Raw genomic sequence first — 17,254 nt, 5'->3', positions numbered from 1 at the left:
CACAGGAACGTCAGTCGCCGCGCTCCTGCTGTTCGGCGAGAAAGCGTTCGAACTCGGCGCCCAACTCCTCCGCGGTGGGCATCGACGCCTGGTCGGCGAGCAGGCTCTTGCGGCCCCTCGCCTCGATGAACGTGTCGTACTGGCGCTCCAGCGCGCGCACCACCTCGGCCACCTCGTCGGATTCCGCAACCTGCCGCGCGATCTCGTCGTCGGTGCGGCTCGCGGCTTCGCGCAACGCTTCGTCCGGCACGGAAATGCCGGTGACCCGGGAGATCGAGTCCAGCAGCGTCAGGCTGGCCGCCTGGTACCGCGACTGGGCCAGGTAGTGCGGCACGTGCGCGGCGAAACCGACCGCGTCGTGGCCGGCCTGGCCCAGGCGGAACTCCACCAGCGCGGCCGCCGAGCCGGGCACCTCGAGCCGGTTGAGCATCGCCTCGAAGTCACCGATCAGCTCGGACCGGGTGGCGTGCGCGGTGACGCCGAGCGGGCGCGTGTGCGGCGCGCCCATCGGGATGCCTTGGAACGACACGGTCATCCGCACCCCCAGGCGCTCCACCAGGCTGCGCACGGCCGCGGCGTAGCGTTCCCACTCCCGGTCCGGCTCCGGCCCGTTCAGCAGCAGGAACGGGACGCCCGCATCGTCGTGGAACAACCGCACGGCCAGTTCCGGGGCCTCGTAGTCCGACCAGTGGTCGGACTGGAAGGTCATCATCGGCCGCCGCGCGCGGTAGTCGATCAGCCGGTCCACGTCGAACCGGGCGACGACACGGTGGTCGAGGCCGTCGAGCAGGTGCTCGGAGACGACCTTCCCGGCCATGCCCGCGTCCATGAAGCCGTCCAGTTGGTGCAGCAGCACCGCGCCACTGGGCTCGGGCAGCGCGGAGTCCACCTCGTAGAGATCCTGCGGGTCGAACACCTTGGCCTCCTGCCACCTTCGGATCAGTCTTCCCGTTGAGTGAACGTAACCCGGCCGCGAATCCATCCCGCGGCCAGCGCCCGAGCGTCGGATCTGCCTGCGCCGGATGAAGTAAAGGAACCGGATTGTTATCAGGTTCCATGATACTTTTACCCTTCTCACTCCGATAAGCTGCCGCTGATCCGCTTCGGAGGGACACCGATGATGGACCAAGCAGCCGGCGTGGGCGCGCGCATCCTCGCGGACATGTCGGCAGACCCGTATGGCCAGTTTTCGCCATCGATCTACGAAACCGCACGACTGGTCTCGTTAGCGCCCGATCTCGCCGGGCACACGGGGCGAATGCGCTTTCTGCTCACCGAGCAGAACGCGGACGGCGGGTGGGGGCGGCCCGACTCCTACGGCCTGCTGCCGACGCTGAGCGCGACGGAAGCCCTGCTCGCCGAGTCCCACCGCACCGGCAACCTCAAGCTCGTCCTGGCCGCCGGCAGGGGCCTGCAGTCGGTGTTGACGCGACTGTCCGCCGGCGACGAGACGTTGCCGGACACCGTCGCGGTGGAACTGCTCGTGCCCGGTCTCGTCCTGGACATCAACGCCCACCTCGACCGGCTGGGCACGGAACCAGGACGCCGCCTGCCCTACCCGAAGGGCACGCAGCCCGAACTGCTGCGGCGACTGCGGGAAGCCGTCGAGAACGGCGCTTCCCTGCCGCCCAAGCTGGTGCACTCGCTGGAGATGTTCGGACCGGCGGCACAAGGGGTTTCGTTCGTCCAACCCGGACCGTTCGGCGCCGGCTGCTCCCCCGCGGCCACCGCCGCGTGGCTGGGCAGCGGGGCGATGGCGGCGAAGGCGCCGGCGGTGCGATACCTGGAAACGGTCCAGTCCAGACACGGCGGGCCGGTGCCGGTGGCCGCCCCGCTCGACGTGTTCGAGCGATCCTGGGTCCTGGCAACGTTCCTCGACGCCGGCCTCGACATCGCCCCGCCGCCCGCGATCGTGGCGGGCCTGCACGCCGCGTTCGGCGAATCCGGCGCGCCCGGTGGTGCGGGGCTACCGCCCGACGCCGACGACACGGCCACCACCCTGCACGCCCTGGCAATGCTGGGCAGCCCCCGCCCGCTCGACTGCCTGTGGGCATACCAGAAGGACGACCACTTCGTCACCTATCCCGACGAGCGCACCCCGTCGGTCACCACCAATGCCCATATCCTGCAAGCCTTCCTCAGTGCCGACAGCGCCGATCCACAATTGACCGGCGCCGTGCGCACACTCACCGGCTGGCTGGCCGCCCAGCAGGACGACGACGGGTCCTGGTCGGACAAGTGGCACGCTTCTCCTTACTACGCAACGGCTTCGTGCGTAACCGCGCTCGCCGGGTGCCAAGACGACCCGGTCGCGGTGCGCCGGGCGGTCCGATGGGTCCTCGCGACGCAGCGAGCCGACGGCTCGTGGGGCCGCTGGGAGGGAACGCCCGAGGAGACCGCCTATGCGGTGCAGATCCTGGTGCGCGGCAGCGACGGCCGGCCCGAGCCGCTCGTCGAGCAGGCGGCCGCGCGGGGCTGCGCGTTCCTGATCAAGACCGAGAACCTGCCCGATCCACCGCTGTGGCACGACAAGGATCTCTACACACCACACCGGATCTTGGCAGCACAACGGATCGCCGCGCTGAGCGTCGCGGCCGCGAACCCACGAGTCAGGCGGCTGATCAAGCCGCCGCTGGCCCACCCGATGATCAAGACGGCGTGATGAACCGCACCGAACTTCAGCTTGCCCTTCGCCCACTCCGGTTTCTCGACGCGCACGCCGACCTCCCCGAAGGGCTCCTGGAAGTCCGGCCAGGTCGCCTCATGGTCTGGAACCACGAGGCGATCGAGGAGATCTTCCGTGCCGATCAGGGGCTTCGTCATCCCGGCAGCCGCTCGTTCAAACCACTACTCGGCTCACGTTCGCTGTTGTGGCAGGACGGTCCGCGGCACGCCGCGTACCGGCGCGTCCTCGGTCCTCCCTTACGCGGCCGTCGGCTGGCTGAGTGGCGCGAAGTAATCGCCGAGGCCACCGACGCCGCAATCACCGGTCTTACCCCGGGCTGCGAGTTCGCCATTGCCGACTGGACCCGCGCTCTCACGCTGCGCATCATGTCCCGAATCCTGTTCGGCGGGGCCGGTGACGACTTGGTGGCACCCTTCGCGGAATGGATGGATCGCGCGCTCGGCTCGCGGCGCCGCATGCTCGTCTATCGCTACCTTCGTGGAGGGCTACCGCAGCCGGACCCTGGTCTGGAGGAATTGCTGGTGGCCCGCGCACGAGAGTCGGCACGCGAAGACGGGACGACGCTCGCTGGCCGGCTACTCGCCACGGACAGTCCCATCGCTGATCTTGATGACGGCGAACTCCGGGACCAACTCGTCTCGTTGCTGTTCGCCGGCCATGAAACCACCGCGTCGACGGCGGCATGGGCGGTATTCTGGATCGACCGTCACGCATCCGTTCGCGACGCCGTGCTCGCTGAACTCGCGGCCACCGCCGACGACGGGTTTAGCGCCGACAATCTGCCGATCCTGCAGGCCGTCATTTCGGAAACGCTACGTCTCACACCCCCAGTACCTGCCGCGGGAAACCGGGTACTGGTCGAGCCGTGGGTTTTCCGGGAGCGTCGCTTCGATCCCGGAACAGTACTGATGCCCAGTATCTACCTGGCGCACCGCCGCGCCGATCACTTCCCTGATCCCACCCGGTTCGATCCCCACCGCTTCCTCGTCCGCCGGATGACTTCCCAACGCTATTTCCCGTTCGGCGGCGGCACCCGCCATTGCCTGGGCAGCCAGCTCGGCCAGTTGGAGGTCCGCATGATCGTGGCCGCGCTCTTGCGCCGCCGGGAACTGCGGTCCATGAATCCGCGCGCGGGTGAACCGCAGTTACGCGGCCATGCGATGGCCCCGTCCGCAAAGCTCGCCATGAAGGTTCTGTCGTGTCGCGACTGAAATCGAAGACTTCGTGGCGGGACTTCCTGGTCATACACCGCCTCCAATTCCCGTTGCCGGTCAATTATCTGTGCTACGCGGTCTGGGGATGGGGTTTCGCGACCCGTGACATCACGCGAGTTCTCGATCCGGCCGCGCTGCTGTCGACAGGAGCCAACCTGCTGTTGATCATCGGTCCACTGGCGCTCAATGTCGCCCTCGACATGCCAACCGATGTGCAGCACGACGAAAAGAAGTATCTCGCTGGCGCGGTCGAACGTTTCGGGCGGAGGCACACACTCAACTTGGCCGCGGCCGAGATGTGCGCAGGCGTGCTCGCCACCCTCGCCGTCGGGTTCTGGTGGGAACGGTGGTGGCCGCTGGTGATCGCCTGCGCCGTCATCGCCGCACAACTGGCCTACAACGTCGAACCCGTTCGCCTCAAACGTCGCGGGTTCGCCGGATCACTGATGTTCGGCTTGGCCTCAATGCTCCCCTGGCTACTCGGGTACACCGCCACGGGCGCTCGCTTGGATAGCGCGATGTGGCTCACCTTCGCGGGAGTCACGGTGCTTTCCATCGGACGCACGATATGGTGGGCAATCCCCGACCGCGCCGCTGACGCTGCCACCGGCATCGCCACGCCCGCCGTTCGCCACGGGCAGGCCGGTGCACTCGGCACAGCCTGCCTTCTCCTGCTGGGTGGCCTTTTCCTGCTGGGTTCGGGGCTGTGGGGGCACTACGGCTTGATATGGGCGGCGATCGGCCTCGCCGGGCACGTGGCTTTCTTCAGTTGCGTGCTCGGTCAACTCGGTCGCGCCGGCGAGGGGCGGCCGCCGAACGCCCGCCGGATGCTCCGACGCACCTTGCCGCTGGTTACCTCTGGCGAAGTCCTCCTCATGTTCACGGCTTTCTTCGCCTGACGGCGTCAGGGCTTACGCCCGAGGCCGGTGTACATGTGCGCCAGCTCGGGGTTCTGCCCCACGTCGTCCTCCGTGAGCGGGTTCCACAACGGAACGTTCACAATACCGGGTTCGACCAGGCTAAGGCCGGAAAAGAAGGTCGCGAGCTGATCGCGGTCTCGAAGGGTGACGTCGGGCGGATCTCCGAACATCCGGCGGTAGGTGTTCAATCCGGTCCGAAGCTCGGCATTCTCGCTGCAGTGGCTCAGGCCCACATAGCTGCCCGGCGAAAGCCGGTCGATATAGGTGGCGATCAGCTTCGCTGGATCTTCCGCGTCGGTAAAATAGAGCAGCGTTTCGATCGCCAGCAGACCGACAGGCCTGTCCAGGTCGATCAACTGCCGGAACTCCGGCGCCAACAGGATCCGTTCGGGCTGCCGGATGTCGAGACCGAGGTAGGTTACGTTCTCCTGCCCGTACAGGACCTCCCGTGCCACCTCGGCCACATCCGGGTCGAGATCGACGTACACGACCGTACTGCCCGGCTCGGTGTCTGCGACGATCTCATGGATGTGGGACATGGTCGGGATGCCGGAGCCGAGATCCACGAACTGACGGACACCCTGGTCCAGCAGGTAACGCACCATTCGCCCGGCCAACGCTCGCGAGGCCCGCACCAGGTAGGGAATGTGTGGCGCACAGAGCTCGATCTGGACCGCTTGGTCGGCGTGTACCTGATCGTGATGGCTTCCGCCCAACCAATAGTCGTTGATCCGCGCGATGCTCGGGTTACCCGCCCCCACGAGCACCTCCTGCGCTTCAATAGGCGTCGCCACGGTTGGTATGCCTCCTCGTGCTGCGCACTCCCCACCCGGTGACGGACCGTCAGGAGCAGAGGACGCAATTGTACCGCTCCCGATCGCGGTGTGGACCACCGGGAATCGGAGCCTCCAGGCCGTTCCGTCGGAAAACCCGCAACACGCAAGGACTTACAGCGGTGATCAAGTCACCTTCCGCAGCCGGGTGGATCTCGGTGAGCATCCGCCGCTACGGACGGCCGTGCCTGGTATGTGTGGCTTGGAGGATCAGGGCAATGTCGGCCGGGCGGACTCGGCAGCAGCCGCCGATGATGTCGGCCCCGGCGCTGATCCAGCGTCGCACCATAGCGGCGGTGAACCGCGAGGTTCCCCGCCAGGCGCGGCGGCCGGGGTCCCAGTCCTCGCCGCTGTTGGGGTAGACGATCACCGGCTTGCGCGCGACCGACCGGGCAAGCGCGATCGCCGGTTCGACGTCCTCCGGCGCGCAGCAGTTGACGCCGACGGCCACGAGGTCCCGCTGGCCCGCCGCGACCGCGAAGGCGTCTTCCAGCGGTTGACCGGCACGCGTGCGGTCGCCGGAAATCGTGTAGGACAGCCAGGCCGGGACGCCGAGGCCGGCGATCGCGGCGACCAGCGCTTCGGCCTCGTCGACGTCCGGCACCGTCTCCAGCGCCAGCAGGTCGGGCCCGGCCGCGGCAAGCGCTTCCAGGCGTGGCCGGTGGAACGCGGTCAGCTCGGCGACACTCAGGCCGTAACGTCCACGGTATTCCGAGCCGTCCGCGAGCATCGCGCCGTACGGCCCGGCCGACGCCGCGACCCACCGCCGCCCACCCACCCGCTCAGCCGCGATCCTGGCGAGCTCGACGCTGCGGCGCATGAGCGTGGCAGCGGCCCGCTGACCGAGACCCCGCGCGGCGAACCCCTCGAAGCTCGCCTGGTAGCTGGCCGTTGTGGCGACCTCGGCCCCGGCCCGGAAGAACGTCTCGTGTGCCGAGACGATTTCCTCGGGGTCGTCGGCCAGCAAACGCGCCGACCACAGCGCGTCGGACAGATCGTGCCCGCGAGCCTCGAGCTCGGTGGCCAGGCCACCGTCGAGCACGAGCACGGGGCCGCGAGCGGAAGCACCAAATCCCGGAACCATGGTTCCCCGAACGCTACCACCGCACGACGGACGGGACTTCGGCGGACGGCTTGTGTTTCGATGAGACAGTGCTCGTCTGATCGATATCTCTCCGGCGAAATTTCGTTGTGTCCACAAAGGACGAGACTAGCCAGGACCACCACACTGATCCTGCGAAGCCCCAATCCTGCGGCCCTCTTCCACCGCCCGATCGACCCTGTCGTCCATCCCCGTGCCGCGCGGGTGGAGCGGCACGCCATTACCTGCCTGTAGCACGACGACAGCGAGCGAGACCAAGGGCTGGTTACCCGTAGCGCCGAGTTGGCATGGGTGTCCAGTGCCGAGAGCTACCGGTCCTTCGCGCTCAGCTACTGCCGGAAGTCGCACAGGTACCCCGCAACCGTGGTGCAGTTCGGCATGTTGGTGATCCGGGCCCTGGAGGGCCCCGGCTACCGGACGGCGGGCACGAACCGCTTCGGCAAGGAGCCGCGGTCGGCCGAACCAGTGCGTTCGTGAAAGGGCGGCGGCACCGGCGAAAGGAATCAGCAATCCCGGCCACCACACCGACGCGTGCCAATGCGGCCATTTGGCCGACAAGGCACCGCCGAGTGGAGTATTCCGCACACCCGGCGACGCACGGCCAACAAAGTGGAACGGCACCCGGCGTCGGGGATCGGCCCGGGACAAAGGATTCTACCCGGCGTCGGATGCCTGACTTCCAGACTGACGGATGCGCCCTCGTGCCGGAAACGAACCAACGTTGCACTTTTGGTGTACTTTCCGCCCGCGGTCCGGATAATCTCAATGGGTGGACGGGAACCAGCTCGCCGCGACCGCCCTGCATTGGAGCGGGCGCGAAGCGAGATTGTTACGTCATGCTCTCCGGATGTCCGTGCGCGCGTTCGCCGGATATCTCGGAGTCGCACCGAGAACCGTGGCCAAATGGGAGAGCGGCGGTACGAGCACGGTACCCCGGCCGGACACCCAGGCGATCCTCGACACCGCGCTGTCCCGGGCCGAACCGGACGCACGGCGCCGGTTCGACCTACTGCTGCGGCAAACCGGGCGCCCCGCGCCGGAGACGCCGGCCGGTCCCCGCTACGACTACGAAGCCTGGGCCGACGACCTCGACCGCACGCTGGCGTGCCTGGGGCGGCAGGAGTTCCCGCAGGCACAACTGCTGCTCGACCGCTGGCTGGGCCGGTTCCAGCCCAACAGCAACGACACGCGGGGCATGTACCTCTACGGCCGCTCCCTGCGGCTGTTCGGCGAACTCCAGCAGGACCAGGGGGTCATCTCCGGACCGCTGTCGGCACAGCAGACCTACCGCAAGGCGCTGTCCGTGTTCACCGAACTCGGCACCGAACGGCGGGTCGCGCAGCTGGAGCTTCAACTCGTCGTGCTCGACGAAATGGCGGGGAGACTGGAATCCGCAGCACGCCGCTACGAGTCGCTGACCGCCGACGAGCGACTGTCCGAACACGACCGTGCCCGCGCGCGGCTGTGGGTCGGCACCGCGTTGAGCAAGCGCGGGCTCAACGAATCCGCCACGCGGCACATCGTCCCGGCGATCCAGCGGTTCGAGTCGATGGAGGAAGCGGCGGACTGGTCGGTGGCGCACCAGAAACTGGCGCTCGCGCACCGGGGCGCCGGGGATCTCTCGGCCGCCGCCCGCGCGATCGACGTCGCGCTCACCCACCGCGCGGGCGACACTCCGATGCAGAAGGTGCGCCTGGCCACCGCACACGCTCACATCCTGCTTTCCGACCGGGTTACCGCGGAAAACGGAATGACGCTGCTCGACGGGTGCGCGAGGATTTCCAGTCAATACGGACTGATGCACCAGTTGCGGAGCATCGACAGCATTCGCCGCACCTATGAACGGCAGACGTACGACGAATAATGTGTGATCGATATTCAAAACGCAAGATCGATATCATGGAAACCGGAGTCCGGACTATGCTGGATGCTCGCGGCGAGCGTTTCTGGGCGGACGTCGAAACGCTCTGGGAATACCACCGGCTGCGCCACCCGCTCCGCCGGTGCAGCGCCGGGGTCGCACTCGGCTGCCACGACCTGAGCGTGGCCACGCACGCGGCCGAGCTCTACCACCGCGGCCTGTTCCCGGTCGTGGTGTTCACCGGCGGCAACAGCCGCGAGACCTGCCGCACGTTTCCGCGCGGCGAGGGGGTGCACTACCGTGAGCGGGCCTTGGAGCTCGGCGTGCCGGACGAGGCGATCCTGCTCGAGCCGCACGCGACGAACACCGGCGAGAACATCACGCTTTCCCGCAAGGTGCTCGCCTCGGCCGGAATTCCGGTGACCTCACTCGCCCTGGTGTCGATGCCGTATATGGAGCGACGGGCCTATGCGACCACGCGAAAGGTATGGCCCGAAGTCGATCCGGTCTGCTCGTCGGTCCCGTTGTCGCTGGCGGAGTACATGAAGTCGCGCCGGCACGGCACCGAGCTCATCGACATGATCGTCGGCGACCTGCAACGTGTTATCGAATATCCCGAACACGGGTTCGCGATCGCCCAGGATGTTCCCTCGATCGTGTACGACGCCTATCAAAGGCTCGTGGCGGCTGGCTTCCGCAGCCGCATGCTGTGATCTTAGCGCGCGTGACTTCTTGCGCAATTCACCAACCGAACTTCTTTCCCAGACCCTCGACGCTGGCCAAGCTGGTCCGGGCCGACGTGTGGGTCGTGCTGGACGACGTCCAGTTCAACGCGCGGGACTACCAGCACCGCGCCCGCCTTGCCACGCTGGCCGATCCCGCCGCGCAGCGCTGGCTGACCGTGCCCGTGCACCGGCCGCACGGCCGGGACACCCGGATCAACGAACTCCTGCTGGCCGATCCGGACCTGTCCCGCCGGCGGGTCGGCCAGCTCGTCCGGCAGTACTACGGGCGCAGCCGGCACTGGCCGGCCGCGAGCGCGTGTGTCGACGAAGTCCTTGTCGCACTTGAACTTTCCCCTCGCCTGACCGACGTCGCCGAAGTGTCCACACGCGCCTTGCTGGCCCGGCTCGGCTGGGCGGGCAGGGTGGTGCGCAGCAGCACCCTCACCGCCCGGAACGACCGCTCCGCGCGCCTGGCCGACCTCACCAAGGCGGTCGGCGCCGACACCTATCTCTGCGGCCCCGGTGGTTCCAGGTACCTCGACGAGGGCGCGTTCACCGAACTCGGGCTCACGGTCTCCTACCCCGAACCGCCCCGCTGGACGCGGGCGCCCGGAATCCGGGCGATCAGCGCGTTGTGGGCCTTCGCGATGCTGGGTCCCGCGGTCGTCCGGGAAGAGCTGTCCACAACCGTCCCCGCATGAGACTGTTTCGAAGCGGCTTGCGTGGCGGCACGGGTAGCGGCGCAGGTTGGCAGCCTCACCGCAAGCGGCCGACGCCGCTCAAGAAAACAGCCTAGGTAGTGAAGCGGTCGAGCGCGCGGATCTTGTTGGTCACGTCCAGTGCGGCGACCTTGTAGGCCTCGGACAGCGTCGGATAGTTGAACACCGCGTCCACCAGATAGTCCACCGTGCCGCCGCAGCCCATCACCGCCTGTCCGATGTGGACCAGGTCGGTGGCGCCGGTCCCGAACACGTGCACGCCGAGCAGCTTCCGGTCCGTTGTGGACACCAGCAGCTTGAGCATGCCGTAGGAGTCACCGGCGATCTGGCCGCGGGCGAGTTCGCGGTAGCGTGCCGTGCCGACCTCGTAGGGCACCGCAGAGGAGGTGAGTTCGGCCTCGGTGGCACCGCAGTAGGAGATCTCCGGGATCGTGTAGATGCCGTAGGGCTGCAACGCCAGGAGATCGTGGGCCGGTTCCCCGAACGCGTGGTAGGTGGCGAGCCGGCCCTGATCCATGGAGGTGGCGGCAAGCGCGGGGAACCCGATCACGTCACCGACGGCGTAGATGTGCTCGACGGAGGTGCGGTAGTGCTCGTCCACCTTGAGCCGGCCGCGGTGGTCCGCCTCCAGACCGGCCGCCGCGAGGTCCAGCTCATCGGTCATGCCCTGCCGTCCGGCCGAGTACATGACCGCGTCGGCGGGAATGCGCTTGCCGCTCACCAGGGTGGTGACGGTGGCGTTGTCGGACACCTCCACATTGGCGACCTTCTCGCCGAACCGGAAGGTCACCGCGAGATCGCGCAAATGGAACTTCAGTGACTCCACGATCTCCGGGTCACAGAAGTCCAGCATCCGTTCCCGCTGCTCGACCACGGTGACCCGGGTGCCGAGCGCGGCGAACATCGACGCGTACTCGATGCCGATCACCCCGGCGCCGACCACGACCAGCGACGACGGGATCCCCTCCAGTTGCAGGATCTCGTCGGAGTCGAGCACGCGGGTGGCGTCGAAGTCGACCTCCGGCGGGCGCGCGGGCCGCGTCCCTGTCGCGACGAGGATGAAATCGGCGGTCAGCGACGTCCGCTCGCCCCGGTTGCGCCCCTCGACCACAACGGTGTGCGAATCCAAGAACCGCCCGGTGCCGAGAATCAAATCGACGTGGTTGCGCAGCAGTTGTGCGCGCACCACCTGCACCTCGCGCCCTACCACGTGCCGGGTTCGGGCGAGCAGGTCCGAAATGGTAATGTCCTGCTTCACTCGATAACTGGCGCCGTAGAGGTCCCGCTGGTTCATACCGGTCAGGTACAGCACGGCTTCGCGGAGGGTCTTCGACGGAATGGTGCCGGTGTTCACACAGACTCCACCGAGCATTTCCTGCCGGTCCACCACGGCGACCCGCTTGCCCAGCTTCGCCGCCGCGATGGCCGCCTTCTGCCCACCCGGGCCGGATCCGATGACGATCAGGTCATAGTCGTGTTCGGTCACGCGCCCAGCCTGCTCACTACCGGGCCTTCTCCGCAAGGTGGAACCGGTCCGGCCCGCGGCCCGTCCCAGCCGTGCCACAAAGACCCTCGGGAGGAGAAATGTCCGAACAACCAGGCGCCGAGTGGGCTGGTCCCACCGAGGCCGTGCCGACCCAGGCCGCCTGGATGCCCGCGATCGCGCATCACCCGCTGCGCCCCGACGACCCGCGTGACATAGGCGGCTACCGGCTGCGCGCGCGGCTGGGCGAAGGCGGAATGGGCAAGGTCTACCTGTCCTACACTCCTGGCGGGCGGCCCGTGGCGATCAAGGTGATCCGCGCGGAATACGCCGACGACCCGTCCTTCCGGCGGCGGTTCGAGCAGGAAGTGTCGACGGCGCAACGGGTTCAGAGCCTCTACACGGCACCGGTGATCGACGCCGGGCCGCAGGCGCCGCAGCCCTGGCTGGCCACCGCCTACGTGGCGGGGCCGTCGCTGCAGTCCACGGTGGGCAGCTACGGACCCCTCCCCCCGGAGACCGTACTGATCCTGATGGCGGGGGTCGCCGAGGCGCTCCAGTCGATCCACGCCGCGGGCGTGGTGCACCGCGACCTCAAGCCGTCGAACGTGATCCTGGCGCTGGACGGCCCGCGCGTGATCGACTTCGGCATCGCCCGTGCGGTGGACAGCACTTCCCTGACCCGCACCGGTTTCCGGCTGGGTACCCCCGCCTTCATGTCCCCCGAGCACGTGCGCGGTGAGGCGGTGAGCCCGGCGGCGGACGTGTTCGCGCTCGGTGTGCTCGGCGGTTTCGCCGCCAGCGGCGAGCTGGCGTTCGGCGGCGGCTCGGACCCGGCGGTGCCGTACCGGATCATCGAGCAGGAGCCGAACCTGGCGGGTTGCCCGGAGCCGGTGCGCGGCGTGGTGGAACGCTGCCTGCGAAAGGACCCGGCGCAGCGACCCACTCCGGCCGAGGTGATGCAGCTGTGCCGCGACGCTTCGTCCGGGACCCGGCTGCAGATGGCCGAGGGCTGGCTGCCGAGGAACGTCGCGGCCGAGGTCCACCGGATCGCCTCCACGCCGGTCCCGGCCGATCCGGCGACGGTGCCGGCGCCGCGCAAGCGGCGCGCCGGCCTGATCACGGCGCTGGCGGTGGGCGGGGTCGTCGTGGTGGCGGCCGCGTCGCTGGGGATCGCCGCGGCCTCCGGCGCCTTCCGGGCCGAGGACGGATCGAACCTGCCCCCCGTCCCGACGGTGACCGCGACGGCCGGCCAGTTCCCGGGAACCAGTTCCTCGTCCTCGTCGTCGCGGACATCGGAATCGGAAACGGACTCGGAAACCGCGACGGGCACCTCGACCGCCGCATCGAGCCGCGCGCCCGGGGTCGGAAACGGGCCGGGCAGCCTGCTCGGCCGTTACGACACCATCGACATCGCGTCTGGCTACGGAATCAACTACGACCAACCGACGAAGGTCCTCGCCACGGAAAGCAGCTCGAATCTGGATTTCACGTTCAGTTCGGCCGGGAGCGCGACCTATTCCAATTTCAATTTCTCCGGCCGGTCGGTCATTCTTCAGGCCGGTCAGCCGGCCGATTACCAAAGCTGCACGTCGGACACGCGTTACGTCACCGACACCTCGGCTTTGACCCAGCTCCCGAAGGATGCCGCGTTCTGCGTTCTCGGCGGGGGCAGGGTGGTGTTGTTCCAGATCAAGAAGGTGCCGGATTACGACGCGGCCAGCCAGTACTACGAGTTCGCGCTGACCGTGTGGCAGGCGCCGACGAGCTGACGTCGAAGAGTCCACAACGGACTCGCTGGCGGGCACCGGGCCGCGGGAAGCAGGCGCACCCGCGACCCGGTCCCCGGCCGGCACCCGTTTACTCTTTCTTTGCCTCGACCCCATTTTGTTCAAGAGAATATCGAGCGCCGGTAATAACCGATGGGCGCAACGCCTTGTTGACAGCCGCTTGGCTATCTTCGAACCGTGGGTAAATCGGGTGGGATCGCCAAGTTCCTGGGTTGCTGCGCGCTGGCCGGGATTCTCGTGGCGGGCGTGCTCGCCCCGGTGGCGATGGGCGTGGGCATGTTGTCCAACCAGGTGAGCGACGCGGTGGACGGAATCTCCGCGTCGCTGGCCGCGAGTGAGCAGCCGCTGGTGAGCACCATCACCGACCGCGACGGCGGCCCGATCGCGTTGATCTACGACCAGTACCGGCTTCCGGTCACGTTCGATGAGATCTCGCCCGCGATGAAGGCCGCGATCGTCTCCATCGAAGACCGGCGCTTCTACTCCGAGGGCGGTGTGGACGTGCAGGGCATGGTGCGCGCGGCGCTGCACGACAGCTCCGGCGGCAGCACCCAGGGCGGGTCCACGATCACCCAGCAGTACGTCAAGAACTACCTGATCAACGTGGTGGACCGCGACAACGAAGCGGCCCAGGACGCCGACCGGGCCGACACCCTCGCACGCAAGCTCCGCGAGGCGAAGATCGCGGTTCAGCTCGGCGAAGCCGAGTCCAAGGACGACATCCTCACCGGCTATCTCAACGTGGTCGAGTTCAACGGCAACATCTACGGCATCGGCGCGGCGGCGCGCGCCTATTTCAACACCACGCCGGACAAGCTGAACGTGCAGCAGGCGGCCATGCTCGCCGGGATGGTGAACAACCCGAACACATACAACCCGTACACCCACCCCCAGCAGACGCTCCTGCGGCGCAACCTGGTCATCGACACCATGGTCACCAACCGCGTGCTCGACGCGAAGGACGCCGAGGCCGTGAAGGCGACCCCGCTGGGCGTGCTGCCGAACGGGCCCGACATCCCGTCGAGCAGCTGCCTCGGCGCCGCCCCGGACGCGGGCTTCTTCTGTCAGTACGCGGTCACCTACCTGGAACAGGCCGGGATCAGCCTGGACCAGCTGGCCGCCGGCGGCTACACGGTCCGGACCACCATGGACCCGGGCGTGAGCCAGGCGGTGAAGAACGCGGTCGACGCGAACGTGCCTCCGGCGCAGGACGGGGTGGCGAACACCTTCGCGGTGATCCGGCCCGGGCAGAACGCGCACGACGTGCTCGCGATGGTGGCCAACCGTAGCTTCGGCACCGACGTCCGGGCCGGGCAGACCACCACGAACATCGTCGCGAACCCCAGCAACGTGTTCGGGTCGGGCTCCTCGTTCAAGATCTTCACCTCGGCCGCGGCGATGGAGGCGGGCAAGGCTGGGCTGAACACGCCGCTGCCCAACCCGGGCGGCCAGTGCTTCACCCAGCCGGGCGCCAACCAGTACACGCCGGCCTACTGCATACAGAACGACGGGACCAGCTATCCCAACCCGATCTCGCTGGCCAACGGTCTGGCCACGTCGCCCAACGTCGCCTTCGTGAACCTGGAGACCCAGGTCGGCATGCCCGCCGTGCTGGACATGGCCCGCCGGCTCGGCCTGCGCAACACCCTGAACACCAACGAGATCGGCGGAGAGCCGGTCACCGACCCGAACAGCTCGCACTCGAAGGACCCGCAGTACAACGAGCCGCAGTCCCAGTACTTCCAGAACAAGCTCTCGTTCACCCTCGGCGACAGCCCGGTGAGTCCGCTGGAAATGGCGAACGTCTCGGCGACGCTGATGAGCGGCGGCGTGTGGTGCCCGCCGAACCCGATCATGTCGGTGACCGACCGGTACGGAAAGCCGGTGCCGATCCGGCAGCAGCCCTGCGAACAGGTCGTCCCGCAGGGTTTGGCGCACACCCTCGTAGTGGGCCTGAGCCAGGACACCAAGACCGGCACGTCCGCGGCGAGCGCGAAGGCAGCGGGCTGGAATCACGCCGACATCGGCAAGACGGGCACGACCAACACCAGCGAGTCGGTGGCCTTCGTCGGCGGTGTGGACGACTACGCGGTCTCGTCGATGGTGTTCGCCGACGGGCCGCACCCGCAGGAGATCTGCCCCGGGACCCCGGTACATCTCGGCGACTGCGGGGCCGGCGCGTTCGGTGGCACGGTGGCCGCGCCGCCGTACTACCACGCGTTCAGCCAGATCCTCGGCAACCGTCCGGACATCCCGCTGCCGCCGCCCGACCCTGCTTATCTCAACGCTCGTTGAGCCTGTTTTGAGCCGAACGAGCTGACTGCTTCGCCGCTTTAAACACGACGAAGCAGTCGCGCTCTCGCTGGTTTAGCGTCGCGTGAAAACACCGATGCCGTTGGCGACCGGTCGCTCGGCGCCGTCCGACGGCGCGTTCTTCACCGCCACCTGGCTGCCCTCGGCGACGGCCACGGTCGATGAGCCACCGCCGTCGAGGTTCATCGCGTCCACCGCGCCGAACGAGCGCAGCATGTCGGCCAGCTCGGCGACGCTCGCGCCGGTGCTCCCCGCGGTGCGCCCATCGATGGTCAGCAGGTACACCGTGCGGCCATCGGCGCTTACGCCGGCACCGGTGCGCGGAGCGAGTGTGGCGGCGTCCAGCTTCGGCAGCGGCTGCCCACCGGAGAGGATGCGGAACCCGCCGACCGCGAACTCGAACGACGGGAGGGCACGCGCCGACATCCGGGTACCGATCTGGACATGGTCACCCGGTTGCAGCGCGCGGAGCGTGTCCGCGCCACCGTCCCGGCCCAGCAGCACCTCGGTGTCCGCCGGGATGTCTCCCGCACCGGGAGTGTCCGATTGGGACACCACGTGCCCCTGCCGCACCACGACCTCCGCGGTGTTGGCCGAACACGGCGCGGAGCGGTCGGTGTCGGTGCCGCACGCCGCACGCGCCCGGGACACCGTGCCCCAGTCATGGGTGTAGAGGCCGATGCCGTCCACCGGCAGGGCGTACTGGTTGAGGCCATCGACGGCGAACGTGCCCCGGCTGGTGTGGGCCGTGCCCGCCAGTTCGAGCGTGGCGAGCCGGGCGCGGTGGTCGACGCCCATGCCGAACACATCGCGCGTCGAGTCGCCCGGCGCCATCGCGGGGCCGAAGCGCTGGCCGTCGGGCACGGCGAACTTGAGGTCACGTCCCTCCGCGATCTCGGGCCCCACCGACGAACCGGTGGCGGGAACACCCTCGTGCGTCTCGCTGATGTTGAAGAAGTCACCGTTCACACCCGCTACGGCGTGCTGGGCGGTCGCCATGCCGGAGACCGTCTCCCGCGCGCCGACGGAGGCGGGGTGGAGAAGATCCAGGCTGACCTGGGGATTGCGCAGGTCGGCCCGCACCAGGTAGCCGACGACCGGGCCGTGCGCCGAGGTCACGGTGAAGGATTCGTAGGTGACGCCGGGAGCGACGGCTTCCGCGGCGGAAGCGGGCGAGGAGGCCAGGACAGGGGCGAGAGTGACGGCGAGCGCGGCGCAAACGGCCGAAACCGTGCGACGGCAGACATGTCTGTTCACGGCACGAGATCGTGCCGCGACTCAGTGAACCCTGATTGGATCTTGATGATCTCCGCGGTGAACGCTTCGAATCGATGCGCTCCTCGCTACAGAGGTTGAATGGTCAGGGTTAGTGTGGCTCGGGTTCGAGGGTGAGGCCGGTTTGGGCGAGGAAGCTGGTCAGCAGGTTCGGTCGGTATTGGATGCGTTTGAGTCGGTTGCGCACGATCGCGGCGAGGTGGTCCACGGTGGTGACGGCGAGGTTGCCCAGGCTGCGTTTGACGTGGGACCAGACGCTTTCGATCGGGTTGAGGTCGGGGGCGTAGGCGGGTAGCTGGATGACGTGCAGCCAGTCCCGGGCAGCGACCAGCT

General features: G+C 68.1%; 15 protein-coding genes. 9 read left to right on the top strand and 6 right to left on the bottom strand.

What is annotated here, in order from left to right; genetic code table 11:
- Window positions 1-10 precede the first annotated feature (10 nt).
- Window positions 11-916, bottom strand: a complete 906-nt coding sequence (locus tag A3CU_RS0130235; RefSeq protein ID WP_027945421.1) for a proteasome assembly chaperone family protein — start codon at window positions 914-916, stop codon at window positions 11-13.
- 201 nt (window positions 917-1,117) lie between these two features.
- On the opposite strand from A3CU_RS0130235, the gene A3CU_RS47430 reads away from it, so the two are divergent.
- From A3CU_RS47430 to A3CU_RS0130220, 3 genes are read left to right on the top strand one after another with little or no spacing between them, the layout of a single operon-like run.
- Window positions 1,118-2,662 carry a prenyltransferase/squalene oxidase repeat-containing protein gene (locus A3CU_RS47430; protein ID WP_052372420.1) on the top strand — a complete coding sequence of 515 codons (1,545 nt, stop codon included), beginning with the start codon at window positions 1,118-1,120 and terminating at the stop codon, window positions 2,660-2,662.
- Window positions 2,662-3,897 (top strand): cytochrome P450, encoded by a 1,236-nt coding sequence (locus tag A3CU_RS0130225; RefSeq protein WP_027945420.1) that lies wholly within the window; start codon window positions 2,662-2,664, stop codon window positions 3,895-3,897. Before A3CU_RS47430 ends, A3CU_RS0130225 begins: the two co-directional genes overlap by 1 nt.
- A complete protein-coding gene (locus tag A3CU_RS0130220) occupies window positions 3,885-4,799 on the top strand; it encodes a UbiA prenyltransferase family protein (protein WP_027945419.1) in 915 nt (304 codons plus the stop codon). The genes A3CU_RS0130225 and A3CU_RS0130220 overlap by 13 nt, the downstream gene beginning before the upstream one ends.
- A gap of 5 nt (window positions 4,800-4,804) precedes the next feature.
- On the opposite strand, the gene A3CU_RS0130215 is transcribed toward A3CU_RS0130220, so the two are convergent.
- Window positions 4,805-5,614 carry an SAM-dependent methyltransferase gene (locus A3CU_RS0130215; RefSeq protein WP_063628922.1) on the bottom strand — a complete coding sequence of 270 codons (810 nt, stop codon included), beginning with the start codon at window positions 5,612-5,614 and terminating at the stop codon, window positions 4,805-4,807.
- Between the two features lie 211 nt (window positions 5,615-5,825).
- Window positions 5,826-6,737 (bottom strand): homocysteine S-methyltransferase, encoded by a 912-nt coding sequence (gene mmuM, locus A3CU_RS0130210; RefSeq protein WP_043843094.1) that lies wholly within the window; start codon window positions 6,735-6,737, stop codon window positions 5,826-5,828.
- Window positions 6,738-7,046: 309 nt separating this feature from the next.
- On the opposite strand from mmuM, the gene A3CU_RS0130205 reads away from it, so the two are divergent.
- From A3CU_RS0130205 to A3CU_RS0130190, 4 genes are all read left to right on the top strand, one after another.
- The gene (locus A3CU_RS0130205; protein WP_027945416.1) at window positions 7,047-7,232 is read left to right on the top strand and encodes a hypothetical protein; all 186 of its coding nucleotides are present in this window, start codon (window positions 7,047-7,049) and stop codon (window positions 7,230-7,232) included.
- A gap of 370 nt (window positions 7,233-7,602) precedes the next feature.
- Window positions 7,603-8,619: a helix-turn-helix domain-containing protein gene (locus A3CU_RS0130200; protein ID WP_052372419.1), complete on the top strand. Its 1,017-nt coding sequence runs from the start codon at window positions 7,603-7,605 to the stop codon at window positions 8,617-8,619.
- Between the two features lie 35 nt (window positions 8,620-8,654).
- A complete protein-coding gene (locus A3CU_RS0130195) occupies window positions 8,655-9,329 on the top strand; it encodes a YdcF family protein (RefSeq protein WP_169739714.1) in 675 nt (224 codons plus the stop codon).
- Between the two features lie 11 nt (window positions 9,330-9,340).
- Complete coding sequence (locus A3CU_RS0130190; RefSeq protein ID WP_084143991.1) at window positions 9,341-10,042, top strand: WbqC family protein; 702 nt, start codon at window positions 9,341-9,343, stop codon at window positions 10,040-10,042.
- Window positions 10,043-10,133: 91 nt separating this feature from the next.
- On the opposite strand, the gene sthA is transcribed toward A3CU_RS0130190, so the two are convergent.
- Window positions 10,134-11,546 carry a Si-specific NAD(P)(+) transhydrogenase gene (gene sthA / locus A3CU_RS0130185; protein WP_027945412.1) on the bottom strand — a complete coding sequence of 471 codons (1,413 nt, stop codon included), beginning with the start codon at window positions 11,544-11,546 and terminating at the stop codon, window positions 10,134-10,136.
- Window positions 11,547-11,644: 98 nt separating this feature from the next.
- On the opposite strand from sthA, the gene A3CU_RS47425 reads away from it, so the two are divergent.
- The gene (locus tag A3CU_RS47425) at window positions 11,645-13,315 is read left to right on the top strand and encodes a serine/threonine-protein kinase (RefSeq protein WP_052372418.1); all 1,671 of its coding nucleotides are present in this window, start codon (window positions 11,645-11,647) and stop codon (window positions 13,313-13,315) included.
- Window positions 13,316-13,510: 195 nt separating this feature from the next.
- Window positions 13,511-15,628, top strand: a complete 2,118-nt coding sequence (locus A3CU_RS0130175) for a transglycosylase domain-containing protein (RefSeq protein WP_052372417.1) — start codon at window positions 13,511-13,513, stop codon at window positions 15,626-15,628.
- 72 nt (window positions 15,629-15,700) lie between these two features.
- On the opposite strand, the gene A3CU_RS0130170 is transcribed toward A3CU_RS0130175, so the two are convergent.
- Together A3CU_RS0130170 and A3CU_RS0130165 are read right to left on the bottom strand one after the other, a co-directional pair.
- A complete protein-coding gene (locus A3CU_RS0130170; RefSeq protein ID WP_027945410.1) occupies window positions 15,701-16,903 on the bottom strand; it encodes a phosphodiester glycosidase family protein in 1,203 nt (400 codons plus the stop codon).
- A gap of 109 nt (window positions 16,904-17,012) precedes the next feature.
- Window positions 17,013-17,254, bottom strand: a 242-nt coding sequence (locus A3CU_RS0130165) for a transposase (RefSeq protein WP_027945409.1), incomplete at its 5' end; no start/stop codon positions are given.

Source organism: Amycolatopsis taiwanensis DSM 45107 (assembly GCF_000519205.1).
Classification (GTDB): domain Bacteria; phylum Actinomycetota; class Actinomycetes; order Mycobacteriales; family Pseudonocardiaceae; genus Amycolatopsis_E; species Amycolatopsis_E taiwanensis.
Note: the sequence above shows the minus strand (reverse complement) of the source record. Positions and strands in the feature narration are given on the sequence as shown.